The following is a 26137-nucleotide window of genomic DNA, read 5'->3' as shown; positions in this document are numbered from 1 at the left end:
CGCGGGTGCTGCGGTGGTTGTTGTGCCGTCGTTCGTGCTGCGTGCGTGACTGCCTGCCGTTGCTCTTGCTGTCGCTGCTTGTGCGCCTGTTCCTGTGGCCGGGCGGGTCAGGCGTCGGACTTCAGGCGCGCCATCTGCTCCTCGTAGGCCTCGAGGAAGGCCTTGCCGAAGAGGCTGTGGAAGTCGTCTTCCGCCTCGCTCGCGATGCCGCCGTACAGCGACACGAACTGGTCCCACAGCTTGGCCTTGCGGTTGGCGCTGAAGAGCGCGTCGAGCGCGGTCTTCGCGCTGATCTTCTTCTCCAGCTCCGCCGGCTCGAAGCGCGCGATGACATGGGCCAGCGCCGCGCGCATGCCCACCATCACGCCGAACTGGTGCGCGCGCAGGTCGTTGAAGGCATCGCGCATCGCGGCCTCGGGCGGCATGAAGCCGCGCACGCCGGGGCCCAGCAGGTGCGCCAGCGCCACCTCGACCGTGGGCGAGAACTTCAGCGGGTTGTTGGCCTGCGCCGCGATCATCGTGACCTCGGCGCGCACCTCGCGCTTGAACTCCTGGCGCGTGAGCAGCAGCTGCAGCGTGCCTTCGGTGGCGCTGCGCAGCATCGAGCCGATGCGCTCCATCAGGCCCGGCGTGAGCATCTCCGGCGGCTGGTGCGTGCTTGCGAGGCCACGCAGGAAGGCCGCGAGCAGTTCGTCGTCGCTGGCCATGCGCTCGGGCGGCGGCTGCTGCGCAGCCGAGCGGGCAACGGGTGCCGGAGCGGGAGGCTTCAAAGGCTCCAGCGGCCTGCCGGAGCCCTCCGGGCCGCTGATGCGGATCGGCTGCCCGGTCATGTCGTCGAACTGCGGCAGCGGCGGCGGCGCGGGCATGGGCACCGGTGACGGTGCGGGCGCCATCACCGGCGGCGGCGCAGGCGGTCTCGGCGGCTCGACCGCCTTGGGCGGCGTGAAGCCGAACTGGTCGATGGGCAAATGGTCGGGGCGCGGCGTCGGCGTGGGAGGCGCAGCCTGCTGCAGGGCCGCCAGCGGATCGGCGTTGGACGCGGTGTTCGGCTGCAGCAGCGGATCGGCCAGCGGCGACAGCGCGAGCGGATCGCCGCCGATGCCGCCGCCACCGCCCATGCCGCCGAAAAGCTCGTCGATGTTCGCCGCCTTGCCGTTCGCAGGCGGCGCACCGAGATCGGAGAAATCATCGAGCGCGCCGAGGCCCGCCGCCGGCGTCGACGACGGCGCGGGCCCGAGCAGGTTGGCGAAGGGGTCGACCTGCGCGGCCTGCACGTTGCGCGAGCCGCTTTCCATCGGATCGGGAAAGAGCAGCGAATCGGGCAGCGCGGCCGCGGGAGATGCCGCGGCCGGCCTGGAGGGCGCGGCCGGTGCGGCCGGCGCAGGTGGAGGCGCAAGGCCGGCGAGCAGGTCCGCAAAGGGATCGTCGCTCGACGGCGCAGCACCCGAAGGCGCACCCGAGGACGCACCGAGCACCGTCTCGGGAATGGCCAGCGCGGGCTGCGGCGCGGCACCGGCAGCCGGTGCCGCCGCCGTCACGCGCACCGTGAGTTCGAAGCTGCCCACCACCAGCCGCGCGCCGTCGGTCAGCGCCGCCTCCTTGCCCGAGCCCAGCGACACGCCGTTGCACTGCATCGGGTTGCTGCCCCGGTCGATGACGAAGTACTGCCCGTCGCGGCACAGCACCTGCGCATGCACCCGCGACACCGTGCGGTCGGGATCGTCGAGCACCAGCGTGTTGGTATCGGCCCGCCCGATGGTGCCGCCATTGGGGCCGAAGTCCGCGGCGATGGACTGCCCCGCCGGAGCGCCTTGCCGGGTGATGACAGCGATGTGGATCATGAATCGGCCCCCGAAGGCTCTGTGCCTGAATGCGCCCGAACAAACTCGCAGGGAGTATTCATTCCGTGGGGCATGTTGGCAATCTCGCCTTAAGAGGTATGCCATTGCAGCCAGGCTGCGACGGCGGTGAAGATGGCGGCGATGAGGAGCCAGGTGCGGGTGGCGGGGCCGGGGCGTCTGGGGTTGCGTATCCAGCGAAGGGCCGCCGCGGCAGCGAACACTAAGGCCAGGAGCGCGAGGATGTACGGGACACGCATGAACGCTCAGACCTCGGGTTCGGCAAGCCAGCGCTGCTGGCGCCACGCAGGAGCTCCAGTCGGAAACAGCGGCGTGCCGGGCCGCAGCAGGCACAGGTATTCCGAGGCCGCCCGGCGTTGCCGCTGGCAACCCCGGGCGCGCACCTGGATGGCATGGTCCCACGACGGTGGCGCTCCCATGAAGTGGCGGACGCCCTCCGGAAATTCCGGCGCCCGGGCGGCCCATGCATCGGCGACCTTTCCCGCGTCGGGCCAGGGCAGGCCGTCGTCTTCGTCCATGGCAACCTCGTCGTCCGCCGGATCGTCCGCCGGACCGGTCTCGATGCCTTCGGGCGTCCTGCGCTCCAGATCGTGCTCCGCGAGATCGAGGCCGGTGATCAGCGTGAAGGCTTCGCCGGCCAGGCGCGACAGGGAAGCATCCTCCATCCTGTCGATCAGCCAAGGCACCCAGCGCGGATCGCCGCTCGTGCCAAGGCTGCGGATCAGTTCTCGCGCATCGGCCTGTGACTCGAACAGCGACTTCAGGATCGGCACCGCCTGCTCGGGCGAGGCGAGCTTGAGCAGCAGCCCCATGGCGTGCGCCCGGTGCGGCCTGCCTGCACCCGTCTCCTCGTGCAACACGCGTATCGCTGCATGCCGGTCGCCGAGCAACACCGCCGAACGCGCAGCCTGGAAACGGCAAGCGGCGTCCTCATCGGCCAAGGCGCGCACGCAGGCGCCCTGCAGATCCAGCCTGCCGCCCTCCCCGGCGATGCGAAGCGCCTGCTCACGCAACAAGCTGTCCGGGTCGTCCAGTGCCGCCACCAGCGGCGCGCCCGGATCTACGCGATGCGCACCGCAGGCCAGGATACCGACCATGCGATGGAATGCCGAAGGAGAAGCCAGCAGCCCGCCGGTGATGCCGCGCAACGACGGCGCCGAAGCCCATGCGAAGGCAGCCAGCACGCCGGGGCGGCATTCCGGCAAGGCATGCGCGAGCGCCAGCACCTTGTCGAGGCAAGGGCTGTCGTGCGTGTCGAGCGCCAGCGCGGTGGTTGCGAAGAGTTCACCCGGGCCAGGCGTGGCCAGCGCCGTCGCGCACAGATGTGCGCCATACGCGCCTGCCACGGCAAGACCATCCAGATGCGCGGCCAGTCGGTCGTCCAGGCGGCGCAGATGATGCAGCCTCACATGAGGCGCATCGACCGTCCGCGTCCGCACATGGAAGAGCACTGCACTTTCCTCCGCATGCTGCGCGACGACGGCCGGCACGGGCCTGTTCAGGGCCATGCCTTCCGTGTTGTTCGATGCGGCGATGCTCACGGCCTCGTCCTCACTCCCAGCGGCGCCAGGCGCCACCATCGAACGAGCAGATGTTCTGCTGCCCGACCGACCACAGCACACCCTCCGCATCGGTGAGCTTGTAGCAGCTGTCGGGAGCATCGCGGCCGAAGTCGACCGGCACGAGAGCATCGCCCTGCAGTTCGTACAGCGCGCTCATGCTCGCCACGTACAGGCGGCCCATGAACCAGCGCAGGTCCCAGAAGTCGTCCATGAGCCCCTCTGTCTCGAGCACCTCCCAGTCCTGCCCGCGGCCTCGCAGCAGCGTGCCTGCCTGGCCGCAGGCGTAGACATTCCCGTCGCCGGCGCAGCACACGCCGCTGAGCACCACGTTGACCGGACTCGGCCCCTGGGCCCAGGCACTGCCTTGCCAATGCCATAGCTCGCCTTCCCAGCCCACGGCATAGATGTCGTCCGCGCCGAAGCCGTCGATAGCCTCGAAACCGGCGACCTCGTCGTCACCTTCCGCGGCCGGCGCGTGCATGGCGGTCCACTTTCCTTCTCCTGCGCGCCTGAACACCTCGCGGTTCATGCCGCAGGCATAGGCGTGTCCGTCGATGGCGGCACAGGCGCGCAAGTCGAAGGCATCCCTGATTTTTTCGCTGCCCTCTTGCCCACCTACGTAGGTAAATACCTGGCCGTCGCCGGAGACGACGACGAGTTTCTCAGCGGGTTTGCGAACAACGCAGATGCCGGCCGCACGCCATGCGAGATCCTTGACATTGGCGATCTCCCCTTCGTCCACGCTGCCCAGACGCGTATGGGAGACGCCTCTCTTCTGGAGCTTCTTATCCTGGAGCGCAAGATAGACAAGGTCCTTGAAGCGCGCTGCGCCTCGCGATATTAGGTTGTCCTTCGACAGTCCCAGCCGTTGTGCCATGTACGCTCTCCTTTTCAGCGGGATCTCTTATTTCCCAGCGCCTTGAGCGGATCCAGAGCCGCCTCGCTCGCGACGTCGGACCCCGAAGGCGAATGCTTCACCTCGGCGTCCTTCAGGTCCTTAGAGCACATGTCCTTATGCCCCTCGGTGAGTTGTGCCTTCAGGCACTTGTTGCTGCAGTTGGACGACTTGAACACCTTCTGCGCGCTCTTCACGCAGAGGTTCATCTCCTTGGCGAAGGACTGTGTCGTCCCAGCCCCCACCTTCTTGCCCATGAACTTGTGCGCCGCATGGCGCAGCCCATGGCTGCCCTCGGTGTTGCTCGGCCCCTCCGCACACATGCAGGGCGCAGCGCTCATCTTGTAGTTCTTCCAGCCGGGCAGCTTCTTGCCCTTGGAGACTGCCGCTGTGTAAAAGGAGCTCTTGGGTATGACGTGATCGGGTGTCTGGCTCGGGCAGCATCCCTTCACGCCGTCCTTCTGCGCGTTGTAGGGTACGAGCCTGCACTTGCGCGCGCGCAAGCACTTGTCGGCAGCCTCCTTGCCCTTGATGGCGTCGAGCGACATCTTGTTCCAGTCCGCCCCGCGCCCCCGCTGCTTCTTGATGCCGATGTTCATGCCGGCGGCGGCGCACACGTTCTTCGTGCCCTGCTTCTTGAAATCCTTGCAGGCAGCCTTCTCGCGCTTGACCTCCTTGTCGCATGCCGCCTTGGCCGCGCCGGGCGCCATCGTTTCCAGGTGCGGCCAGGGAATCGACTCGTTGCCCGGATATGAGCTGTGGTTGTGCGTGGTGATGTCGAGGTGGCGCACCACGTTCTCGCCCTCCACCAGCACGTCCATCGACCAGCGCGAGAAATAGATCTTTCCCATGTTGGTGCTCGTGACCAGGCCCTTCTTGGGAGCACAGCCGGCTTCGTCGCCGCTGCTTCGCTTGAAGTAGCTCTTGTTCTTGAGCATCACCTGCTGGCCCGAGATCTCGACGCTGGTCGAGCCGTCGGTCGTATCCGACGAGAAGCCCGTGTTCGGATACGGAAGCGGCACGCCCGGCGGCGTGGCCGGCGTCTGCGGCGGAGTGAAGCAAACGTCCGGAAAGGCGCACATGGTCTTTCCGCTCGCTGCTTTGCACGAGATCTCCAAGGCGTTGGCGAAGACCTTGTTGCTCATCGTGCGCTCCTCACGCCACGGCCTCTTCGAAGCGCATCACGGCACAGGCCCGCTGCCCCGCATCGTTCGCCATGTGCACCAGCACGGCCGGCCCCGGCGCATACCCGCGGCGGCCGGCGGCATCCGCCACGGCCAGCGCGGCGACTCCGGCCACGGCTCCCGCCTCGCCGATGCATTCGGCTGGATGCCAGATGTCGAAGCTCTCCTTGCGCTGGCGCAACGTACGCGCAAGCGCGAGCGTTGCCTCCTTGAAGTAATACTGCTCGCCCGACAGGTCGGTGACGCGGTAATCGATGTCGTGCATGCCGCAGCCGGCCTGCGCCAACCCCGCCTCGATGGCTGCGCTCAGGCCGTCGCCGCGCAACGGCTCCTCGGTGTCGATGTGCGCTTTCTCGATGCCGAAGCCAATGCCCGCGCACACCAGGCACCCCTCGACGCCCGGGCCGCCGGGGACACCCACGAGCAACGCCCCCGCACCCTCGCCGGGAATGAAGCCGTTCGAGTTCCCGGCCGTCAACACGCGATTGCCGCGTTCGTATGCCCCCAGCGTCGGCCACTCGAGCAGGCTGTCGACGGCGGCCACGAGCACCAGCGGCACGCCGCCGCCGATCAATCGCTGCGCCTGCGCAAGCGCCACCACCACGCTCACGCGGCCGTGCGCGACCACGAGCGAATCCGCCGAGAAGCGGGCCCCGAGCAGATCCTGCAGTTCTTCGAAAAGCAGATCGTCGAGCCCCTGCAAGCGCCCCGGCCTCTCGTGCTCGGCCACGCAAAGCAGCAGGGGGATTTCGTCCCATCGCTCGCGCGCCACGCCGGCCAGGCACTCCTGCAACGCCAGCGCGGCCATGCGGACCAGCTTGGCTCGTCCGCGCCATGGCTTCTCCAGCGGCACGGCGTGCGCCATGATCCGCTCGCCCTCCGAATCGATGAAGCGCGTCTCGCTCGGGTTGGTGACCTTGGCGCGGACCGCCGCGCAGGATGCGGCCGCGTTCAACCCCACGCTGGTGACGAGACCCGTGCGCCGGATGCAAATGGCTGACGTCGGCATGCTCATGCGACCTCGTCCAGTTCTTCGTCGTCCGGCACCATCGGCACCATGATCACGGGAATGGGGAAGGGCACGGCATCGCGCTGCTGCCACCATTCGCGCCCTTTCTTGCCGACCATGACTTGCGCGACCTCGAAGATGTCCTTTTTCAACGGCCGCGTCATGCGCCACGTAAGGCTGAAGCGTCCCTCGTCGGGTTCGATGACCACTGTGTCTAGCGTGGCCATGTGGTCCTCGCGCTCGCCATCGCGGGTGAACACGTGCACCGGCGCCACCAGGTGAGGAATGGTGAGGCGCGTCAGTCCATCGGGTGTGAGGTTGGCCATCAGCACCTCGACCGGTCCGTTGCGGAAGTGGTCGAGTGGCACCTGCTGGTCAAGCGGTGCCGCCTGGAAATACTGCTCGTCGAAATCGGGTGGCAGGAAGGGGAAGTGCTTCTGGCGCCACGCGTCATCGTAGGTGCCGGCAAAGCGATGGCGCGGATCCCATCCGCGCCCCACGGGTCCGAGGGCCATGGGCCGGTAGTTGCCGTCAGGCGCGCGTACGGCGTGATCGATTTCCTCCGTGGCCGGCAGCGGCCGGCCCTCGACCCATTCCACCCGCATATGCCTATGGAAGCCGCGGCCGACCGGGTTGGCCATGAAGGCGGCGTGCTGGGCCGGGTCCTCATGCAGGAGGTCGACGCCGCCGAAGGCCACGTCGTACGAGATCGGCTGCCGCACGAACACGCCAGGCGGTGTCGAGCCGACGCCAGCCATTCCGCATTCCCACTGGCGCGGCCCGACCACCGCGAAGGTCTTGCTCCAGTTGCCGACCCGCAATCCCACCTCGACGCGCGACGTGGGCCGGCCTCCCGGCGCGTACGCGCTGCCCAGCAAAAGAATGTCGCAGCGCGGCTTGCGCGGCGCGAAGTCCACTTCGTAGACCGGCGCCGACAGACCGGGTGCGCCGGTGAAGGTATCGGCCATTACCAGCGGCAGCTGCGCCTCGTGCAGCACGATGCCGTCCGGCGCGTCGGGCGGCGGAATGCGGAAGGTGCCTTTGGCGACCACCACGAGCAGTTCCCTTCCGCTCGGCTCGACGCCCAGGTTGAACCCCGCGACCATGCGGGTGGCATTGAGGAGTTCCACGTACCCTCTTCCTGCTCAGTTCAGCTGCACCGAACCACCCTTGATCCGGTTCACGCCCGTCGAGCGGCTCGACACATAGCTGCCTTGGATCAGCACCTTGCCGGCCCTCGTGAGCGTGATGCTGGCCTTGCCGCAGCGCAGCACCAGCTCGTCCTTCGCGCTCACCAGCATGCGTTCGCCATCCGCATCGACTTCCACCTGTGCTGGCGCATTCGGCAGCGGCCACCCCTGCGCGCCACGCAGCACGCCGATCACGATCGGGCGCGCCGGATCGGCGTTCTCGAACATCAGCACCACCTGTCGGCCGATATGGGCGCCGTGCAGGTCCACCACGCTGCGCGCACGCACCGCGGTCGTGCCGGGACGCCCCCCGAGCATGACGAGCGGCGTCTGCCCTTCGTCTGCGATGGCGACCAGCTCCGCGGTCGTCACGGAATTCCAGAGCGCGATGGCCGTCGGCTCATCCAGTTCCGTCCTGAGTTCTTGCTCGATCGAATCCCTGCCGCTCATGGTTCTCTCCTTGAATTTCTTCGCCCGCGCCTAGTTCTGAAGGATCTTCGAACCCTTCATGAGAATGTTCCCGCCGGCCTTCTGGTTGATCTTTCCGGAAGCATCGATCGTGATGTCTTTCCCCTTGATCACGATGGTCCCGTCCTTCTTCATCGTGATGCTCGCGCTGCCGGTGGTGATGGAAATGGAATCGCCCGCATCGATCACGAGGTTCTTGCCCACGGAAAGCGAGTCGTCCTTGCTCACGCTGGTGGTCCGGCCCGAGCTCACGCTGCGTGATTCATCTGCGCCCACGTTGGTCGACAGGTTCGCCCCAACATCCACCGACCGATTGGCCCCGATGCTGCTCGACTGATTCGCCCCAACGCTGATCGTCTGGCTCGCCCCCACCGTCACCGCCTGCATCGCCCCCACCGTGATCTCCTGCGCCGCCCCCACGGTGATGGTCTCGTTGATTCCCACCGTGTGCGTACGCTGCAGCGCCACGGTGGCCGTCTCGCTCGCGCCGACGGTGATCGTGCGGTTCTGCCCGATGGAGATGGTCTCGTTCTGGTCCACCGTCTCCGTGCGGTTCTGGTGGATCGTGATGGTCTCGTTCTTGTCCACCGTCTCCGTGCGCTGGCCGTGCACCGTGATGGTTTCGTTGTTGTCGACCGTCTCGGTGCGGTCGTGCTTCACATGCGTGGTCTCGTCGTGGTCGATGGTCTTGGTGCGGTCGTGGCCCACCCAGTGGGTCTCGTCGTTCTCGACCTCGATGTCCTGGTTCTTCTCGGCGTGCAGGTACACCTGCTCCGAGCCCTTCTTGTCCTCGAAGCGCAGTTCGTTGCAGTTGGCTGCGCTGCCCTTGGGCGTCGAGCGCGTGCGGAAGCCGCTCTGCGTGTGGGTGCCGAACGGAATGGGCTGGTCGTCGTTGTAGACGCGGCCCACGATCAGCGGCCGGTCGGGGTCGCCGTTCAGGAAGTCGACGATCACCTCCTGGCCGATGCGCGGGCAGAAGTACCCGCCCCAGCCCTTGCCCGCCCAGGGCTGCGACACGCGCACCCAGCAGGTCGACTTCTCGTTGCTCTTGTCGTAGCGGTCCCAGTGGAAGTGCACCTTCACGCGGCCGAAGTCGTCGGCGTGGATCTCTTCGCCCGACGGGCCCACGACGATGGCCGACTGCGGCCCCGGCATCACCACGCGCGGCGTGAGGCGCGGCGGATGGAAAGGCATGTCGACCGGGAACACCGTGAGCAGGAAGGCGCTGGCGCCCGGACGGCCGGCGTCGAGCGACGGCATGCGCGCGGCGATCGCCTCGAACGCCGGCAGGGTGCCGGCCAGCACGGCATCGTCGGCGAGCGCCTCGCGCAGCAGCCGCGTGGGTGGCACGCGCGGCTCCTCGATGTCCGCGCCTTCATAGCCCGGGTGGCTCGCGACGAAGGTGCAGGCGGCGATCACGTAGTCGCTGTCGCGCGTGCCGTCAGGGTCGTTCTCGAACTTGAAGCTGCGGCCCGCGGCCACGTCGGGCCAAGGTGTGAGCGCCCAGTGGCGCTGGCGGCGCGCGCCGATCTCCTCGCCGCGCAGCTTGCCCTTGTCGTCGGCATCGCCGCCGTTGAAGTAGCCCCCCGCGAATTCGAAGGCCTCGAACTCGGCCAGCTCGTGCTTGTCGGGCGTGCCGCCGGCCGCCTCGAGCTTCTTCTTGATCGCCTTGAAGTCGCTGTCGGTGGAGGCGTATTTGCCGGTGTCGAACTGCCGCTCGCTGACCCAGCGCGATATCTCGTTGAAGCGCGCCTCGGCCGAGTCGCTCGGCACGTAGCGCAGGGTGTCCGCCGCGGGCAGCTTGTCGTGCGCCATGTCGCTGGCATCCGACATGTGCATGGTGCCCGGCGCGTCGTGCGCATCGAACCAGTAATAGATACCTTCGTCTTCCAACAGGCGCGATAGAAACTGATAGTCGCTCTCCTGGTGCTGCACGCAGTAGCGGCGCGGCTTGTGCGTGCCGACCACGTTGTCGGTGCGGGTCTTCTTGAAGCGCTTGATGGGACTGTCCTCGAACACCGCGTCGAGCACCTCGAGCACCTTCTTCTCCTGGTGGATGCGTGAATTGCTGCGCTTGGTGAGCAGCCAGAACCACGAGCGCAGCGTGAAGCGGTATTCGAAGTAGCGCCCGGCATGGCCCGCGCGCACGAAGCGCACCGCATGGCCCTGGCAGTGGCGCTCGTGCGTGCCGCCGTCGGCATCCTCGAAGCCGATGACGACGTCGAAGGCCCGGCCGAGGATGTCCTTCGCATCGATGGCCTTGTTCTCCGACAGCACAGTGAGCTCGTAGATCGACGCGCGCGCCAACGCCTCGTGACCCACGATGCGCCAGAACATGAGCTCGTCCGTGACGGGCGAGTCGCTCTCGATTCGGAACTCCTTGTCTGCCATTTTCGGCTTTCTCCCCCATGCGCCTGTACGGCGGCGCAGCCTCTTTGCTTCGGTTCCTCTATGGCGCCAGCAACAGCACCAACGCCTGGCTCGGCACGACGCGCACGCCGGGGCAGTTGGTGCTGTTCTGCAGCGATACGCTGGTCAGGCGCGTGGCGGGCATGCCGTTGAGCAGCACCGTGAACGCGCCCGTGAGATGGCGCGAGGGCCCCATGACCGAGCCGGAGGCCACGCCCATGTTCACGCCCGCGTTGTCGCCATTGGTCATCGGTATGGTGGTGCCCAGGTTGTGCGCCGGCGTGCACATGAAAAGAATGGTCGGGCAGTTCGGAATGGCCATCGGCCCCATCGCGATGTTGGGGTACGGGATGGGCACCGGGCCGGCCGGCGTGGGCGTGAGGCACACGTCGGGAAAGCCCATGTCGGTGCCCATCATCTGCGTGTTGGCGAACATGACGTGCCCCTAGCCCAGGTGGATCTGCGCGCCGCGCGCCTTGACCAGCTTCTCGCCGTCGATCAAGGTGTGTTCGCCGTGGATCTGCAGCAGCTGCTGCGCCTGCAGCTCCATGTGCCCAGCTTGCGTGCGGTCCAGGCCCTCGGTGCTGCGCATGTGCTGCTGGCTGCGGTGCTGAACGCGGTCGAAAAGCGTCGATAGCGTTGCGCCGATGGCCTTGACGGCGCTGCCCACGAGGTTGAGGCGCTCGCCCATCGCATCGGCCTGTTCGCAGTTCAGCCGCACCTGGGGCGCAGCCAGCGACAGGGTGTCCCTCGCATCGATGCCGACGCGTTCGGCGTGCAGTTCGAGCGCACCGCGGCTTTGCAGGCGCACGTCCTGCGCGCCGCCGCGCTCGAGCACGGCCATCACCCACCATTGCTGCTGGTCGTCGAGCAGCGCGGCGACGCTGTCTCCCTCCTGCAATGCGACCAGGCAGCTGAAGGCCTGCCGCGCCTGGACCTGCCGCTCGCCGACGCGCAGCGAGACCGCCTGCGGGGAAAGCTCGCGCACCAGGGCGCGGTGCCAGCCGGCCTGGAGGGGGGCGGGCCTGTGCGGCGCGGAGGCCAAACGTCGCGTGGAAAGGGTGGTGGTGCTCATGGGATGTGGCTCGAGGTGATCGGTTGCAGGCGGTGCGGCCGCTCAGGCGGGCGCCCATTGTTCGGAGCGGGCCAGATCGGCGTCGGTGCCCAGCGCCTGGGTGCGGTCGGTGAACTGCGCGTCCTGCAGCTTCGCGCCATGGAAGACGGTGCGAAACAGCGTCGCCTCCCGCAGGTCGGCGCCCTGCAGGTCCGCATGCTTGAAGTCTGCGTAGGTGCAGTCGGCCTGCACGAACAGCGCGCGCGGCAGCGTGGCCTTCGCGAAGTGGCACTGATGCAGGCGGGCGGCCGCGAAGTCGGCGCCGGGCAGCACGGCCTGCGTGAAGAGCGCCTGCTGCAGCCGGGCCTTGCGAAACCGCACCGACTCGCCGACGACTTCGCAGAAGACGGCTTGCGGCGCATCCACCTCGCTGAAGTCGCAGCCTTCCAGGGTGCTGCCCTGGAAGTTGCATTGCGCGAGATGGGCGCCAGCGAAGCTGCTGCCGCTCATGTCGCAGCCCGAGAACTGGCACGACGCATAGCTGCCGCCAGCGAATTGCTTGTTCTTAAGGCTCACGTTGGAGAACACGACCCGGGTCATCGGCGCCCCCGTCCACGTCATGCGGTCCAGATCGCACTCGCTCACGACCGTGTGGGTCCAGTGCGACTGGTCGGCGTTGACGTCGATCAGCCTGCTCTTCGACAGCACGGTGGCGTCGAGCTGCGCGCGCTGCATGCCGGCATGGTCGAGCGCGCAGGCGTGCAGCTTGGCCATGCTCATCCATGCATCGCCGAACTGCGCATGCGCGAGGTCGCACTCGTTGAAGGTGGCGGCATGCAGGTTGGCGCCGCGTAAGTCCGCATGGTCCAGCTTGCAGCGGTTGAACACCGCATGGCGCAGGTTGGCGCCGGCAAGGAGGCTGCCTCGCAGGTCGCACTGGTCGAACACGGTCTCGCGCGCATCGGCTTCGCGCAGGTCGGCGCCGCCCCATGTGCAGCGCGTGAAGATGCCACCGCCAAGAAAGGCCTTGGCATAGTGGCCGCCGCTGAAGTCCTGGGCCTCGAAGGTCTCGCCCAGGCCCGCGCCGAGCGACAGGAGTTCGGCGCTCACTCTCATGGCGCACCTCCGCTTCGGGCTTCGCCGCGGGCCGCGGCGAGTGCCTGCTGCTCGGGCGTGAGCCGCGGCCACGTGCGCGCGCGCGTGATCAGCGCGCCCTCGAACTGGGTGTCGCCGCTCAGGGCCACGCGCGTGAGATCGGCGGCGAACAGGTTGGCCTTGCGGAAGTCCGCACCGATCAGGTCGGCATTCGAGAAGATCGCATCCTGGCAGTTGGTGCCCGCCATGCGAGCGCGAGTGCAGCGCGCCTTGCGAAAGAGCGTGCCCTTGGCGGAGGCCAGCCGCAGGTCGGCACCCTGCAGGTCGGCCATGCCGAGATTCGCGGCATCGAGCGTGGCCCGGGGGGCGCGCAGCCCCACCGCACTGCACTCCCCGAGGTTGGCACCGCTCATGTCGGCGCCGCCGGCATCCAGCCCGTCGAGCACCGTGCCCTTGGTGAACACCACGCCCCTGGCCTGCGCGCCGACCATGCGCACACCTTGCAGCATGCAGGTGACGAAGCTCGCGGACTGCAGCCTGGCACCGGAGAGATCCACGCCGCGCACATCGCACTCGATGAAGCTCGCCCCGCTCAGGTCGGCTTCTCGCAGGTCGAGCCCCTGCAGGTCCAGCTTGTAGAAGACGGCGCCTGCCAGTTGCGCGCAGCCCCAGTCGGCACTGCCCCATGTGGTTTCGAGCAGGTTCGCGCCGGCCAGGCTGGCGTGGCGCATCTGGGTCTTCGCCATGGCCGTGTGCATCAGCATGGCGCCCCCCAGGTTGGCCCGGTCGAACACCGCGCCGGCCAGCTTCGCACGCCCCAGGTTCGCGCCGGTGAAGTCGGATGCCACCGCGACGCAGTCGCGCATGTCGGCATGGGCCAGCACCGCGCCTGTGAAGTTGCAGGCCGAGATGTTGGCGCCGCGCAGGTTGGTGCTCTCCAGCCATGCGCCGGAAAAGTCGAAGCCGCTGAGGTCCAAGCCCGAGAGATCGACGCCCGTGAGGTCGATGCACGGCAGGGTACGGTGCCCGTGTTCCGCGAGCCACTGCGCTTCCTGCCTGCGCGCCGCTCCTTGCTCTCCTTTCAGGGGATGCGCGGGCGGCTGCATGTGGGCCGACTGCAGATAGCCCAGGCGCTCGGCGCCCTCCTTCTGTCGCAGCCTGGCCAGCAGCTGCGCCTCGGGCATCGGCAGCCTGCCGCCCTGCGCCTTGAGTTCGGCGAGATGGGCGTCGGCGGTGTAAAGCGGCGGCCCGCGATGCACCAGGTCAGCCAGCTTCACCTGGTGTTCGTCCTCGAAGCGCAGGACTTTCTCGAGCTGGGTGACCATGTCGTCCACCGCGGCCCAGTGCTGCTGGTCGGCCTCCTTCTGCTTGGCCTTGATGTACGCGGGCAGCTCGCCCATGCTCGGCGGCTTTTCGCGCACGGGCGCCTTCAGGCCCATGGCATCGGGGTCCTTGCCGCTGGCGATCACCTTCTCGCGCGCCAGGGCCACGTCGATCTCGGCGCGCCGGAACTGTGCATCGCCCTGCAGGCCGTCCATCTTGAAGACGGCGCTGGCCTGCTCGAAATCCGGGTCGGTGGTATCGATGCCCTCGGGCAGCAGGTCGGCATCGTTCAGGCTCTCGATGCCGCCGTGCACCGGGTCCAGCCGCTTCGCGAGCACTTCGGCGTAGTGGGTGTCGCCGCGCGGCTCGCCCAGGCGCTCGACGGCGCACATCAGGTGCGCGATGTCGGTGCCGTCGTACTCGGCCACTTCGGCCAGGCCGTGCCAGACCAGCACCATGCGCTCGACCTCAGGGAAGAACCACACGGTGGTCAGGCGCATGGGCACTTCCTTGAGCTTGTGCGCATCGGCATGCGCAGCAGCCTGCTCGGGAGGAAGCCGGTAGTTGGCGAACACCCGCACCTTCAGGCCTGGCAGCTTGCCCTGCAGCAAAGGCTTGGCAGGGTGCATGTTCTCCAGCGCGAAGGCTTCGTCGCCGCGCAGGGGAGCATCGAGCCACTGGTCGCGTGGCGCCATGTTGAAGTGGCGCCAGTCGACGTCGGGCGGAAAGCCAGGTGCATGCGTCTTCAGGTAGCTGTCGTCGTAGGTGCCGCGCAGCGCGGCGCGCTGCGGGTGCATCAGGTCCAGCGCGCCGAAGCCCGCGGGCCGCACCACGTCGCCCGGGGCGCTGATGCGCGAATCCGGCAGCTCCAGCAGGGGCAGCAGGTGCACGCCGCCCACAGGCGCCGCGCCCATGCCCTGCATGTTGTCCGCGAAGCCCGGGCCGCCATAGGCGTTGGCCCAGTCCAGCGCCACGGGCCGGTAAGTTTCCGACTGCACGACGCGGTCGCCGTCCCAGTGGCGCGGCGAAAAGGCCAGCACCGACTTGGCCGCAGTACCGAGCCGCACGCGCGCCACCGCACCCCGCGCCTTCGGATCGGCGGCATGGACGCGTCCGACGACCAGGAACTCGGGCGTCAGCTTGGCGACGCCCTCGTCGATCAGCGGCACGGCCATGAGCTTCGACACGCAGTCCCACATCGACTGCTCGCGCAGCAGGCTGATGGACTCGGACATCGGAACGAACAGCATCGTGCTCAGGCACAGGCCGGCCTTCGACCGGTACTCGATCGGCCTGAAGCTGAGCGCGGCGGTGTTCGGCTTCTGTATGTGCATCTCGCGCGTGCCCCTGCTATTCGGGCGCCGAGGGCAGCGGCTGGCTGCCGGCCGCGGCGGGGGTCGAAACCGGCATCGGCGGCGCCGGCACGGTGCTGCCGGGCGGTGCCGCGGGCCCCGACACCGCATTGACCGGCGCGCTCTGCGGATTGCCGTCGGTCGTGAAAGCCGCTGCGCGATCGGCCGGATCGGAATGCAGCCGCATGTTGTCCGGGTTGTACCAGGCCCGGTCGCGCCGCGCGTCGGTGATGGACTTGGCCGCCGCCAGCCGCGCCGACAGGCTGCTGAGCCCGAGGGCCTGCGCCTGTTCGGCGGCCTCGTTCAGCGCCTTCGATGCATTCTCGTACTGCTCGTAGGTCGCATTGACGTCGACCACCGAGGACACGGCCGAGTACGCCACCGCGCCGATCGCGGCTCCGATGGAAGCGCCCATGGCGAATGCTCCGCCCGCGCCGCCGCCGGCACCACCGCCCGGCATGATGACCTTGGCCTGGCGCTGCTCCACGTCCACCGGGGAGATGCTCAGGTCCACGCCCGCGAAGCCGAGCTTGAGGGCCGCCGCCGTCTCCATCTGCAGGGCCAGGCAGGAAGCCATGCTCAGGCCCATCATGGTGTCGATGGAAAGGCCCATGAAGGTGGAGCGCGCCATCCCCATGTTGGCTTCGCTGTTCACGCCGATGTAGCCGCTGGAGTTGGCGCCCAGCACGGTGGTGTTGGAGCCGGCCGAGGTGGCGTTGATGTTGCCCACGGCGATCAGGTTCAGGTCGGAGTTCGACACCGCCTTGATCGCGTTGGAGAAGATGCTGTGGCTTCCGGCCGATGCGTCGGTGCGGTCGGCGTTGGTGGTCATCTTCATCGCACCGACGGAGGCCATCGCGACACTCGCGCCCGATGTCAGGTTGACCGCCCCCACCGAGTTGATCGTGATCGACTGCGAGGTCTGCGAATACGCGCCCACGCTCGTCAGCGCATACGTGGCGTTGGTGTGCACCGACACAGCGCCGTTGACCACCGTGCTCTGCGTGCCCTTGGTGCCGATGGTCTGGTTGCCCAGGGTGGTGGTGAAGGTGTTGTCGTCGAACTTGTTGGTCTGCGCCTTGACCACGTGGTTCATCTGGGTCTTGAGGACCGTGTAGCTTTCCTTGCCCTCGACGGTGACGGTGCGGTCGTTCTGCACCGTGAGGCTCTGGTCGTTCTCGACCACGGTGCCCATGTTCTTCTCGGCGTGGATGTTCAGGGCCTCGCTGCCCTTCTTGTCCTCGAACATGATCTCGTTGTAGTTGTTCACGCCGCCGCCGGGCGTGGAACGCGTCCTGAAGCCGCTCTGCGTGGGCGACTTGTACGGGATCGGCTGGTCGTCGTTGTAGACCCGCCCCACGATGACCGGCCTGTCGGGGTCGCCGTTGAGGAAGTCGACGATCACCTCCTGCCCGATGCGCGGCGCGAAGTAGCCGCCCCAGCCCTTGCCCGCCCAGGGCTGCGACACGCGCACCCAGCAGGTCGACTTCTCGTTGCTCTCGTCGTAGCGGTCCCACAGGAAGTGCACCTTCACGCGGCCGTGGTCGTCCACGTGCAGCTCGTCGCCCTTGGGGCCGACCACGATGGCGGTCTGCGGGCCGGGCATGGTCACGCGCGGCGTGAGGCGCGGCGTGCGGAACATCCGGTCCGCGGGAATCACCGTGAGCAGGAAGGCGCTGCTGCCGGTCTGCGCGGCATGCAGCGCCGGCGTGGCGGCGATCAGTTCCTCCAGCACCTGCAGCGTGTCGGCGTTGACGGCGTCGTCGCGCAGCGCCTCGGCCAGCGCACTGCGCACCGGCTGCGCCACCGTTGCCGCGCTGACGCCTTCGTAGCCCCTGTGGCTGGCGACGAAGGTGCATGCCGCGATGATGTAGTCGCCGTTGCGCGTGCCGTCGGGATCGCCCTCGAACGTGAAGCCGCGGCCCGCGGTGACGTCGGGCCAGGTGGTGATCGCCCAGTGGCGGTCGCGGCGCGCATTGAGCTCGTCGCCGCGCAGCTTGGCGCGGTTCTCGGCATCGTCGCCGGTGAAATAGCCGCCGGGGAACTCGAAGATTTCCAGGCCTGCCAGCTCGTGCGGCGCCGAGGCGTCGATGTCCGAGCCCAGCTTCTTCTTGATCGCCTTGAAGTCGCTGTCCCGCGACGAATGCTTGCCGGTATCGAACTGGCGCCCGCTCACCCAGCGCGAGATCTCGTTGAAGCGCGGCTCGGCGGCGTTGAGGGCCATGTGGCGCAGGGTGTCGGCGGCCGGCAGCTTCTCGTGCGCTATGTCGCTGGCGTCCGAGAGATGCATGGTGCCGGGCGCGTCGTGGGCGTCGAACCAGTAGTAGATGCCCTCGTCCTCCAGGAGGCGCGAGAGAAAGCCGTAGTCGCTTTCCTGGTGCTGCACGCAGTAGCGGCGTGGGTTGTGGGTGCCGACCACGTTGTCGGCCTTGGTCTTCTTGAAGCGCTTGATGGGGCTGTCCTCGAACACGGCGTCGAGCACTTCCAGCACCTTCTTCTCCTGCAGGATGCGGGAGTTCCTGCGCTTGGTGAGCAGCCAGAACCAGGAGCGCAGCGTGATGCGGTACTCATAGTGCCGCCCCATGTGGCCCGACCGCACGAAGCGCACCGCATGGCCCTGGCAGTGGCGCTCGTGGCTGCCGCCGTCGGCATCCTTGAACCCGATCACCACGTCGAAGGCATGCCCGAGGATGTCCTTGGCGTCGATGGCCTTGTTCGTCGAGAGCACCGTGAGCTCGTAGGCCGACGGGCGCGCCAGCGCCTCGTGCCCCACGATGCGCCAGAACATCAGGTCGTCCTTGGCGGGTGAATCGCTCTCGATGCGGAACTCGTTGTCGGCCATCTTTTTCTCTTGGGGAGGGATCTCAATCGAAGGCGTAGGTGAAGTCCGCGTCCTTCACATCCAGCGCCACGCGGCGGATCTCGCCGCCCGAGGCCAGCCGCTGCAGGTACTCGACCGAGATCGTCGGCAGCACTGTGTTGGTCAGGATCGCGTCGATCACGCGCCCGCCCGACTCCGGGTCCTGGCAGCGCGCGACCACCTGGTCGACCACCGCGTCGCTGTATTCGAAAGGCACGCCGTGGTTGGTTTCCACGCGCTTCTTGATGCGGCCCAGCTGCAGCCGCACGATCTTCTTCATCATGTCCGGCGACAGCGGGTAGTAGGGAATGGTGACGATGCGGCCCAGCAGTGCGGGCGGGAACACCTTCATCAGCGGCGCCTTCAGCGCATCGGCCAGCGCATTCGGGTCGGGCAGCAGCTCGGGGTCGCGGCACATGCTCATCACCAGCTCGCTGCCGGCGTTGGTGGTCAGCAGGATGATGGTGTTCTTGAAGTCGATCATCCGGCCCTCGCCGTCTTCCATCCAGCCCTTGTCGAAGACCTGGAAGAAGATCTCGTGCACGTCGGGGTGGGCCTTCTCCACCTCGTCGAGCAGCACCACGCTGTAGGGACGGCGGCGCACAGCCTCGGTCAGGATGCCGCCCTCGCCGTAGCCCACGTAGCCCGGCGGCGCGCCCTTGAGCGTGGAGACGGTGTGCGCCTCCTGGAACTCGCTCATGTTGATGGTGATGATGTTCTGCTCGCCGCCGTACAGCGCCTCGGCCAGCGCGAGCGCGGTCTCGGTCTTGCCCACGCCGGAGGTGCCGCAGAGCATGAACACGCCGATGGGCTTCTGCGGGTTGTCCAGCCGCGCGCGCGAGGTCTGGATGCGCCGCGCGATCATCTCCAGTCCGTGCTTCTGGCCGATCACCCGCTGGTTGAGCGTGTCGGCGAGCTTGAGCACCGCCTCGACTTCGTTCTTGACCATGCGGCCGACGGGAATGCCGGTCCAGTCGGCGACCACCGAGGCCACGGCCTGCTCGTCGACCGAAGGCAGGATGAGCGGCGATTCGCCCTGCACCGCGTGGATCTTCGCCTGCAGCTCGTGCAGCTCCGCCAGCAGCGCGGCACGGTCTTCGCCCCCTCCGCCGCTGGGGGAGGATTGGGGCGGGGGCACGTCGGCCTTCGCCCCGCCCTCGGCCTGCGGCGAGTCCACCGGCTTGTTCCCCGCGCGCAGCTTGCTGCGCAGCTCCAGCAGCCGGTCGACCAGCCCCTTCTCTTCCTGCCAGCGCGCGTTCAGCGCATCGAGCTGCACCTTCGATTCGGCCAGCAGCGCGGCCACCTGCGCGGCGCGTTTGGTCACGTCGATGCCGATGGCTTCCTCGCGGCCGATGATCTCCTGCTCCACCGTCAGCCCCTCGATGCGGCGCATGCAGTCCTCCACCTCGGGCGGCGTGGCGTGCTGCGACACGGCCACGCGCGCGCAGGCGGTGTCGAGCAGGCTCACGGCCTTGTCGGGCAGCTGGCGCGCGGGAATGTAGCGGTGGCTCAGCTTCACGGCCGCCTCGATCGCCTCGTCGAGCAGCTGCACGCGGTGGTGCTTCTCGAGCACGCTGGCCACGCCGCGCAGCATCAGGATGGCCTTGGTCTCGTCGGGCTCGGGCACCTGCACCACCTGGAAGCGGCGGGTGAGCGCCGGGTCCTTCTCGATGTACTTCTTGTACTCGGCCCAGGTGGTGGCGCCGATGGTGCGGAGGTTGCCGCGCGCCAAGGCAGGCTTGAGCAGGTTGGCCGCATCGCCGGTGCCGGCCGCGCCGCCCGCGCCCACCAGCGTGTGGATCTCGTCGATGAAAAGGATGATGGGCGTGGGCGAGCTCTGCACCTCGTCGATCACCTGGCGCAGGCGCTGCTCGAACTCGCCCTTCATGCTCGCGCCGGCCTGCAGCAGGCCGATGTCGAGGGTGAGCAGCTTCACGTCCTTCAGCTGCGGCGGCACGTCGCCGCGCGCCAGGCGCTGCGCGAAGCCCTCGACCACGGCCGTCTTGCCGACGCCGGCCTCGCCGGTCAGCAGCGGGTTGTTCTGGCGGCGGCGCATGAGGATGTCGACGATCTGGCGGATCTCCTCGTCGCGGCCGGTGACAGGGTCCATCTCGCCCTTCTTCGCCTTCTCGGTGAGGTCGACCGCGAACTTCTTCAGCGCATCGCCCTTGCCCATGGCGGCCGGCGCCATCGCGTCGGACTCCTCGCCGGGCGCGCCGCTGCCCATGCCGGTGCCGTCCTGCGCGCGCATCTGCGCCTCGGGCGAGGCGTCGCAGATCTTCGCGAAGTTGTCGGACAGGTCCTCGACCTTGATCTTCTCGAACTGCTTCGACAGGCCGAACAGCGGGTTGCGCAGGCTCTGCGTCTTCAGCATGCCCACCAGCAGGTAGCCGGTGCGCACCTGCGCCTCGCCGAACTGCAGGGTGGCGTAGGTCCATGCGCGCTCGATGGCGTTCTCGATGTGCGGAGAGAAGTCGCTGATGGCGGTGGCGCCGCGCGGCAGGCGGTCGAGCGCGGCCGTCATGTCCTTGGCGATGACCGACACGTCGAGGCCGTAGTGCTGGATCACGCGGTGCAGGTCGGAGTCCTGCGCCTGCAGCAGCTGCGCGAACCAGTGCTCCAGCTCCACGTAAGGATTGCCCCGCATCTTGCAGAACACGGTGGCGCCTTCGATGGCCTTGTAGGCCAGCGAGTTGAGCTTGCCGAAAAGGGCGGTGCGGCTGATTTCACTCATGAGGGACTCCGTATCTCTTCTGGACGAATGAAGGTGGGCTTGTTGAAAGACTGGCTGGCGATGCGCACGTCGGCGGCGTCGCGCGAGCGCCTGCGCTCGCCGAGCCACGACACCCAGCCCAGGCGCGGCGCGCTGCCCTTGGCCGCGCCCAGTCGGGTGGCGGGCACCTGCGCCTTCTCGAGCACGAGCTCGGCATCCCACTCGAGCTCGTCGCCGAGCAGCTGCTGCATCCAGCGCTGCAGCACGGGGCGCGCATCGCCGATGGGTAGGAACATGCGGTACTGCTCGATCGTGAGCGGACCGAGATGCAGGCGCACGCGGTGCTGGCGGTCCCATGCGCGGGTGCCGAGCATGGCGCCCATGCCCATGGCACGCGAGCTCTCGCCCTGCCCCAGCCGCGTGAGCTCGCCTGCGGGCAGGCTCATCCAGTGGCCGACCCAGCGCTCCAGCTTCACCGGCACGCCGAAGTAGCTGCACAGCACCGACTCCACGCTCTCCACGTTGTGCACGCGGCGCGCGAGCCAGCCCGAGAAGTGCAGCCGCGCGTCGTCATGGATCTCGTCGCGCCCCACGCGCCCCGGTGCACCGATGCCCACCAGCGCGCCGATCTGCAGGCGGAAGCGGTCCTCGCCCGGCCTGTCCAGCGCCACCGCGGGCCGCGACTGGGCCCACGCGCGGTAGAAGTGCAGCGAGAAGCGGTGCGAGAAGCTGTCGAGAAAGGCCAGCCACGTCGGGTCGCCATGGTTCAGGCTGCGCTCGCGGATGAAGTCGCTCAGGTGCACCGGCAGCGGCCCGTTGGGGCCGATGTAGCCGAAGAACTGCTGGCGCAGGCGCGGCGGCGAATGCGCGGTCGCGGGCTCGAAGCGGCTGAAGCTCGCCGGCGCGAAAGAGAGCGACGGTTCCTGCCCCACGCGCACCGGCTCGGCGCCGGGCAGCAGCGCGCGGCCCCAGCGCGGCGTGGTCCTTGCGACCGATTCGAGCCGGCGCATCACCGCGAAGTAGTCGAAGGCCCAGGGCTCGGCCGACCAGCCGCGCAACGCCGCATCGACGCGGGACTGCACGGTGCCACCGCCCTGCTCGGGCGCGCGGGCCGTGCCGGGCGCACCGGCAGCGGTCACAGGATCTGCCGTGTCCCGCACAGCGGCCTCCAGCGCATGGTCTCGCCCTTGCCCGCGATGCGCAGCACGGTCTCGACGAAATGGTTCACCTCCACGTGGCGCGAGAGAAAACGCGCCAGCACGGCACCGAAGAGGAAGCTGCTGTGGCCGTGGAAGGCGTCCTTGTCGACTTCGAGCGTCACCTCCAGACCGCGGCCGAAGGCGATCGGCCCCTTCATCGGCAGGCGGCGCGCCACCGGCTTGCACTTCACCGACAGCAGCCCGCGCACCTGGCCCTGGCGCATCTCGTCGGCGTGCACCGCGTAGAGCATCAGCGTCTCGCGCAGCGCGGCAGCGCCCTGTTCCGGCGTGCTGTCGGACAGCGACAGGTAGTTGAGCGCGAGGTGGTCGACCACGCGCCAGCCCAGCCCCTGGCTCACCACCGGCGACACCGGCCGCGATGGCCCGCGCACCATGCGCACGCGCTGCACGGGGAAGGAATCGACGCAGTCGAAGTCGTTCTCGCGGCCCAGCGGCATCAGCAGCGGCAGGTCGCGGTTGGTGCACAGCGCGGTCACCGCCAGCTGCCGCAGCGTGGCCGCGTACGGCGCCTGCTGCGGATCGACGATCTGCATGTAGACCTCGGAGCCGATGTGGCTGCTGCGGTGCCCCTCGGTGCGCTGGCGCACCGACAGCATGCGCGGCTCGCGCGTGACCGTGAAGTAGGCCGGATGACTCAGGCGGCTGCCGTGGAAGGCCGAGTAGAAGGGCCGGAACGGCTGCTCGGCCGCCGCCGCATCGGCGCCCGGCGTGCCGTGGCCGATGACCTCGGTGACGGTGTGCACCTCGAAGTCCTGCGGCCGCGTGCGGTCGGGCACCAGGTGGAACTGGCTCACGCCCTCGTTCAGCGGCACGCGGTCGAGCCGCTTGCTGAAGAGGTTCACCGCGGGCACGCAGTGCAGCAGCACGTTGTCCGCGCTCACGAGCTTCTCGAGGGCCGCGTCGCCGCGGGAGAAGAGCAGCACGATCTCGACCTCGGCCACCGGCATCTGCGCCAGCAGCGCCTTGAGCCCGCCGATGCGCACGAACTGGAAGCGCTGCGGGAACGCGAAGTACTCCTGCAGCAGCCTGAAGCCAGAGAAGCCGGTGGCGGTGACTGGCAGCAGCGCCTCGTCGTCCTCGAAGCCGACCGCGCCGATGGCGCTCGGCGGCAGGCTGCGCGGCGTGCCCTGCAGCGCGCCGCCCGGACCCAGCGGCCGCACCAGCACGCCGATGGGCTGGCCCAGCGCGCACTCGTGCAGTTGCCAGGCCACGTCTTCCGCGCCGCCGAAGTGCAGCACGAGGTCGTCGAGCGCGATCTGGCTGAAGTCCAGTCCGGCGGTGGCGCGCAGCACGATGCGCAGGCCGCCGCGGATGGCGCGCGACTGCGGATGCGTGTTCAGCGGCAGGTCGGGCGCATAGGTGAAGTACTGCGCGCGCTGCACCTCGACGGGCCAGATCCGCAGGGCGCTGGCGGTGCGGAACTCGCAGTGCGTGTTCTGCCCCACCGCCTGCCGCGCGCGCAGCCCGCTGCCGCGCGGCAGGCTCGGGCCGGTGGCGAGGTTGGCGTCGTCAGGGTCGGGCGCGAACGAGACCACCACCATCGCCGGCGTCGGCGCGAGGAAGTGCGGATAGACGATGTCCAGCAGGTGGCCGGTGAAGCGGGGGTATTCGGCATCGAGCTTCAGGCCCACGCGCGCCGAGAGGAACGCAGTGGCCTCGATCAGCCGCTCCACGTACGGATCGGCCACCTCCTGGCCTTCGATGCCGAGCCGATGCGCGATCTTCGGAAATGCGCGCGCGAACTCCGATGAGCTTTCGCGGAAGTAGCGCAGTTCCTGTTCGTACAGACTCAGCAGTCTGGGGTCCATCACTTCACTCCGGGAAGGCGGCCGCCGCCGGGCCGCCCCAAGGCGGGCCGCGCCTCCCCCTCGGGGGGTGGCGAATTACACGAAGCGCAGCGCAGTGAAAAGCCGGGGGGCTCATAACTTCTGCGCCATGTCCACTATCTCGATGCGACCTTCTTCCAGGTCTACGCGGCTTCGCATCAGGAACTCCAGCGGCACGGGCTGCGCCCACAGCATGCCGCGGATCTGCAAGCCGATGCTGTTGTGCGAGTCAAGTGCCGGGCCCTCCATGATGAGTTCGACTTCGAGTGTTCGGGACAGGATGCGCGGCTCGAACTGCAGGATTGCGTTCTTCAAAGCCTGTTCCATGCTGACACGCTGCACCGACGAGGTGAACTGGCCAGACAGCATAGGCAATCCGTAGTTGATGACCGAGCGCGCCGCGTTCGGGTACTGCCTGTCGTCCATCGAGAGGCCGTAGCCGGTGGCGTTGAAGAGCCAGCCCAGGTCGCGCAGCACGGCCTGGCGCAGCGCCTGCTTGGTCAGCGTGCGCTTGTCGTCGCTCTCGCGCTTCTCGTCGGGCGCGTTGTCGACGAGGCGGTCGAGCAGCGAAGGCTGCAGCCGCTCCTGCGCGGTGAGCTCAGCCATCGACGGCACCTTCGGCAGGGACCTGGGTCTCGGCTTCGGCCGGCGTGAACAGGATCTCGCGCACGTCCATCAGCGCGTACTCGTTGCCGTCGCTGCTGCTGAGCACGCGCTGGCCATAGCCGGCCCATACCTCGGGGCGCAGTTCGCGCCACTCGGTCTTGCGTGCGAGGCGCAGTTCGCCGTCTTCCTGCTTCTCGGTGCCTTCGTAGCGCGTGGGAACGAGCGCGAGCGTCTCGCCGCCGTTCTCGAACTGCAGGTGCGCGGGCATCCACACGCAGTCGCGCAGGTCCTCGGGCGGCTCGATCTTGATGTGCGCGAGGCGCGCGTACGGGATCCAGTAGTACTTGCCGTTGACGAAGGCCTCGAGCACCGGGCCCAGGCGCATGTCGGCATCGGCCAGCCACTCGAAGGGCTTGCCGTCGATGGTGCCGCCGATGGCGGGCGCGCCGTCGAAGGCCCGCTGCCGCAGGTCTTCGGCCAGCTCGCTCTCGCCGCGGCCCTGGCGCAGCAGCGACTCGATGAGCAGCGCCAGCCATTCGTCGGGCTGGCCGAAGATCATCGGCGTGCGCGTGCCGGCGAACACCTCGGCGCGCAGGCCCTCGCAGCGCACGGCCTCGCCGTAGACCTGCTTCATGGGCACGGCCAGCGCGTCGAGCTCGGCCGCCACGGTGAGCTGGTTGAGCGCGCGCTCCCACTGCCCCAGCACGCACAGCAGCTGCGCCATGAACACGCGATGCTTGCTGTCCGAGGGCTTGGCGCGCACGTCGTCGCTCAGTGCCTTGAGCGCGGCTGCAGGGTCGGCGGCCTTGAGGAATTCGGCGGCGGTGGTCATGGTGTGCGGCTCCTTGGGGCTGGGCTGATGAACGTGCGGACTGGCGTGCGGACAAGCGGGCGGAGGAAGGGGCGGGGAAACGGGCGGCTCATGCGCGCGTGAACTGGCATTCGCGCACCGCGCCGCGCAGGCCGGTGGTCTTCTGCGGGGCCGAGCGCACCTTCACCGTTCGGTAGCTGATGGAGATCAGCTCCGAGGGCACGCCCCAGTGGCCGCCCGAGCTCAGCACCAGCCGGCAGATGCGCGCGTTCTCCAGCACCATCTCGAAGGTCGACTGCGCATCGGGCGAGCGTTCGTCGCCGCCGGACTTGAAGGCGCTGATCATCACCTTCAGGTCTTTCTCCTGCGCGCGCAGCAGGCTGGCGATGGTGGCGGTGGCCGCGTCGCTGCGGCGCGCGACGATCAGGTTGTTGGGCACCACCTGGTTCTGGCTGGAAGACTCTGGCACCTGCACCGACCAGTAGTAGCCGCCGATGCTCAGGCGCGCCTTGCCGTCGTCGAAGCTGCGCTCCAGCTCGCCTTCGACGGGCGCGCCCTTGTTCTCGATCAGCATGACCAGGTCGGTCTCGGACGAGCCGGTGCCGATCAGTTCATAGAACTGGCGGGCGTCTTCAGGGCTCCAGGAGCCGTCGTCTAGGAATGCCATTTCTCACCTCCGGAAATCGATGGAACAAAAAAGA

Annotated in this window: 19 protein-coding genes; all 19 read right to left on the bottom strand. The window is 68.3% G+C overall.

Translation table 11 applies throughout. The features are described 5' to 3' along the window. Positions 1-107: 107 nt before the first annotated feature. The 19 genes from tagH to G369_RS0119400 all read right to left on the bottom strand — a co-directional run bounded on the left by tagH (position 108) and on the right by G369_RS0119400 (position 26103). Positions 108-1841 carry a type VI secretion system-associated FHA domain protein TagH gene (gene tagH, locus G369_RS0119495; protein ID WP_019655709.1) on the bottom strand — a complete coding sequence of 578 codons (1734 nt, stop codon included), beginning with the start codon at positions 1839-1841 and terminating at the stop codon, positions 108-110. A 263-nt stretch (positions 1842-2104) separates the two neighbouring features. Then, positions 2105-3400: a TIGR02270 family protein gene (locus G369_RS0119485; RefSeq protein WP_244164355.1), complete on the bottom strand. Its 1296-nt coding sequence runs from the start codon at positions 3398-3400 to the stop codon at positions 2105-2107. Between the two features lie 10 nt (positions 3401-3410). Continuing rightward, positions 3411-4298: a hypothetical protein gene (locus G369_RS0119480; protein ID WP_026346503.1), complete on the bottom strand. Its 888-nt coding sequence runs from the start codon at positions 4296-4298 to the stop codon at positions 3411-3413. 14 nt (positions 4299-4312) lie between these two features. Next, positions 4313-5461, bottom strand: coding sequence for a PAAR-like domain-containing protein (locus G369_RS0119475; protein WP_019655704.1), 1149 nt, complete (start codon positions 5459-5461; stop codon positions 4313-4315). Positions 5462-5471: 10 nt separating this feature from the next. Beyond that, the gene (locus G369_RS0119470) at positions 5472-6515 is read right to left on the bottom strand and encodes a 3-oxoacyl-ACP synthase (RefSeq protein ID WP_019655703.1); all 1044 of its coding nucleotides are present in this window, start codon (positions 6513-6515) and stop codon (positions 5472-5474) included. Continuing rightward, positions 6512-7639, bottom strand: a complete 1128-nt coding sequence (locus tag G369_RS0119465) for a DUF2169 family type VI secretion system accessory protein (RefSeq protein ID WP_019655702.1) — start codon at positions 7637-7639, stop codon at positions 6512-6514. The genes G369_RS0119470 and G369_RS0119465 overlap by 4 nt, the downstream gene beginning before the upstream one ends. A 15-nt stretch (positions 7640-7654) precedes the next feature. After that, positions 7655-8149, bottom strand: a complete 495-nt coding sequence (locus tag G369_RS0119460; RefSeq protein WP_019655701.1) for a DUF6484 domain-containing protein — start codon at positions 8147-8149, stop codon at positions 7655-7657. Positions 8150-8179: 30 nt separating this feature from the next. Beyond that, positions 8180-10558 carry a type VI secretion system Vgr family protein gene (locus G369_RS0119455; RefSeq protein WP_019655700.1) on the bottom strand — a complete coding sequence of 793 codons (2379 nt, stop codon included), beginning with the start codon at positions 10556-10558 and terminating at the stop codon, positions 8180-8182. A 58-nt stretch (positions 10559-10616) separates the two neighbouring features. Beyond that, complete coding sequence (locus G369_RS0119450; RefSeq protein WP_019655699.1) at positions 10617-11012, bottom strand: DUF4150 domain-containing protein; 396 nt, start codon at positions 11010-11012, stop codon at positions 10617-10619. A 9-nt stretch (positions 11013-11021) separates the two neighbouring features. Then, positions 11022-11651 carry a DUF3540 domain-containing protein gene (locus tag G369_RS0119445; protein WP_026346501.1) on the bottom strand — a complete coding sequence of 210 codons (630 nt, stop codon included), beginning with the start codon at positions 11649-11651 and terminating at the stop codon, positions 11022-11024. Between the two features lie 42 nt (positions 11652-11693). Continuing rightward, complete coding sequence (locus G369_RS0119440) at positions 11694-12746, bottom strand: pentapeptide repeat-containing protein (RefSeq protein ID WP_221404281.1); 1053 nt, start codon at positions 12744-12746, stop codon at positions 11694-11696. After that, on the bottom strand, positions 12743-15382 hold the full coding sequence (locus G369_RS0119435; RefSeq protein ID WP_019655696.1) for a DUF2169 family type VI secretion system accessory protein: 2640 nt from the start codon (positions 15380-15382) through the stop codon (positions 12743-12745). The genes G369_RS0119440 and G369_RS0119435 overlap by 4 nt, the downstream gene beginning before the upstream one ends. A 16-nt stretch (positions 15383-15398) precedes the next feature. Then, positions 15399-18242, bottom strand: a complete 2844-nt coding sequence (locus G369_RS39725) for a type VI secretion system Vgr family protein (RefSeq protein ID WP_019655695.1) — start codon at positions 18240-18242, stop codon at positions 15399-15401. A gap of 22 nt (positions 18243-18264) precedes the next feature. Beyond that, positions 18265-20994, bottom strand: a complete 2730-nt coding sequence (gene tssH / locus G369_RS0119425; RefSeq protein WP_019655694.1) for a type VI secretion system ATPase TssH — start codon at positions 20992-20994, stop codon at positions 18265-18267. Continuing rightward, the gene (gene tssG / locus G369_RS0119420; RefSeq protein WP_019655693.1) at positions 20991-22112 is read right to left on the bottom strand and encodes a type VI secretion system baseplate subunit TssG; all 1122 of its coding nucleotides are present in this window, start codon (positions 22110-22112) and stop codon (positions 20991-20993) included. The genes tssH and tssG overlap by 4 nt, the downstream gene beginning before the upstream one ends. Then, on the bottom strand, positions 22109-24001 hold the full coding sequence (gene tssF, locus G369_RS0119415; RefSeq protein ID WP_019655692.1) for a type VI secretion system baseplate subunit TssF: 1893 nt from the start codon (positions 23999-24001) through the stop codon (positions 22109-22111). Before tssF ends, tssG begins: the two co-directional genes overlap by 4 nt. A gap of 111 nt (positions 24002-24112) precedes the next feature. After that, positions 24113-24625 carry a type VI secretion system baseplate subunit TssE gene (gene tssE / locus G369_RS0119410; RefSeq protein WP_019655691.1) on the bottom strand — a complete coding sequence of 171 codons (513 nt, stop codon included), beginning with the start codon at positions 24623-24625 and terminating at the stop codon, positions 24113-24115. Further along, positions 24618-25457 (bottom strand): type VI secretion system accessory protein TagJ, encoded by an 840-nt coding sequence (locus G369_RS36050; RefSeq protein ID WP_019655690.1) that lies wholly within the window; start codon positions 25455-25457, stop codon positions 24618-24620. The genes tssE and G369_RS36050 overlap by 8 nt, the downstream gene beginning before the upstream one ends. An 88-nt stretch (positions 25458-25545) precedes the next feature. Next, positions 25546-26103, bottom strand: coding sequence for a type VI secretion system tube protein Hcp (locus tag G369_RS0119400; protein ID WP_019655689.1), 558 nt, complete (start codon positions 26101-26103; stop codon positions 25546-25548). Between the last annotated feature and the right edge of the window lie 34 nt (positions 26104-26137).

Source organism: Variovorax atrisoli 110B, assembly GCF_000382045.1.
Classification (GTDB): domain Bacteria; phylum Pseudomonadota; class Gammaproteobacteria; order Burkholderiales; family Burkholderiaceae_C; genus Variovorax; species Variovorax atrisoli.
Note: the sequence above shows the minus strand (reverse complement) of the source record. Positions and strands in the feature narration are given on the sequence as shown.

Bases quoted from the DNA above. Each gene is read 5' to 3' on its own strand.
- G369_RS0119475 (WP_019655704.1), bottom strand. From the start codon at position 5,461: ATGAGCAACAAGGTCTTCGCCAACGCCTTGGAGATCTCGTGCAAAGCA.
- G369_RS0119460 (WP_019655701.1), bottom strand. From the start codon at position 8,149: ATGAGCGGCAGGGATTCGATCGAGCAAGAACTCAGGACGGAACTGGAT.
- tssF (WP_019655692.1), bottom strand. From the start codon at position 24,001: ATGGACCCCAGACTGCTGAGTCTGTACGAACAGGAACTGCGCTACTTC.
- tagH (WP_019655709.1), bottom strand. From the start codon at position 1,841: ATGATCCACATCGCTGTCATCACCCGGCAAGGCGCTCCGGCGGGGCAG.
- G369_RS0119445 (WP_026346501.1), bottom strand. From the start codon at position 11,651: ATGAGCACCACCACCCTTTCCACGCGACGTTTGGCCTCCGCGCCGCAC.
- G369_RS36050 (WP_019655690.1), bottom strand. From the start codon at position 25,457: ATGACCACCGCCGCCGAATTCCTCAAGGCCGCCGACCCTGCAGCCGCG.
- G369_RS0119480 (WP_026346503.1), bottom strand. From the start codon at position 4,298: ATGGCACAACGGCTGGGACTGTCGAAGGACAACCTAATATCGCGAGGC.
- G369_RS0119470 (WP_019655703.1), bottom strand. From the start codon at position 6,515: ATGAGCATGCCGACGTCAGCCATTTGCATCCGGCGCACGGGTCTCGTC.
- tssE (WP_019655691.1), bottom strand. From the start codon at position 24,625: ATGGCTGAGCTCACCGCGCAGGAGCGGCTGCAGCCTTCGCTGCTCGAC.
- tssH (WP_019655694.1), bottom strand. From the start codon at position 20,994: ATGAGTGAAATCAGCCGCACCGCCCTTTTCGGCAAGCTCAACTCGCTG.
- G369_RS0119455 (WP_019655700.1), bottom strand. From the start codon at position 10,558: ATGGCAGACAAGGAGTTCCGAATCGAGAGCGACTCGCCCGTCACGGAC.
- G369_RS39725 (WP_019655695.1), bottom strand. From the start codon at position 18,242: ATGGCCGACAACGAGTTCCGCATCGAGAGCGATTCACCCGCCAAGGAC.
- G369_RS0119400 (WP_019655689.1), bottom strand. From the start codon at position 26,103: ATGGCATTCCTAGACGACGGCTCCTGGAGCCCTGAAGACGCCCGCCAG.
- G369_RS0119440 (WP_221404281.1), bottom strand. From the start codon at position 12,746: ATGAGAGTGAGCGCCGAACTCCTGTCGCTCGGCGCGGGCCTGGGCGAG.
- G369_RS0119450 (WP_019655699.1), bottom strand. From the start codon at position 11,012: ATGTTCGCCAACACGCAGATGATGGGCACCGACATGGGCTTTCCCGAC.
- G369_RS0119435 (WP_019655696.1), bottom strand. From the start codon at position 15,382: ATGCACATACAGAAGCCGAACACCGCCGCGCTCAGCTTCAGGCCGATC.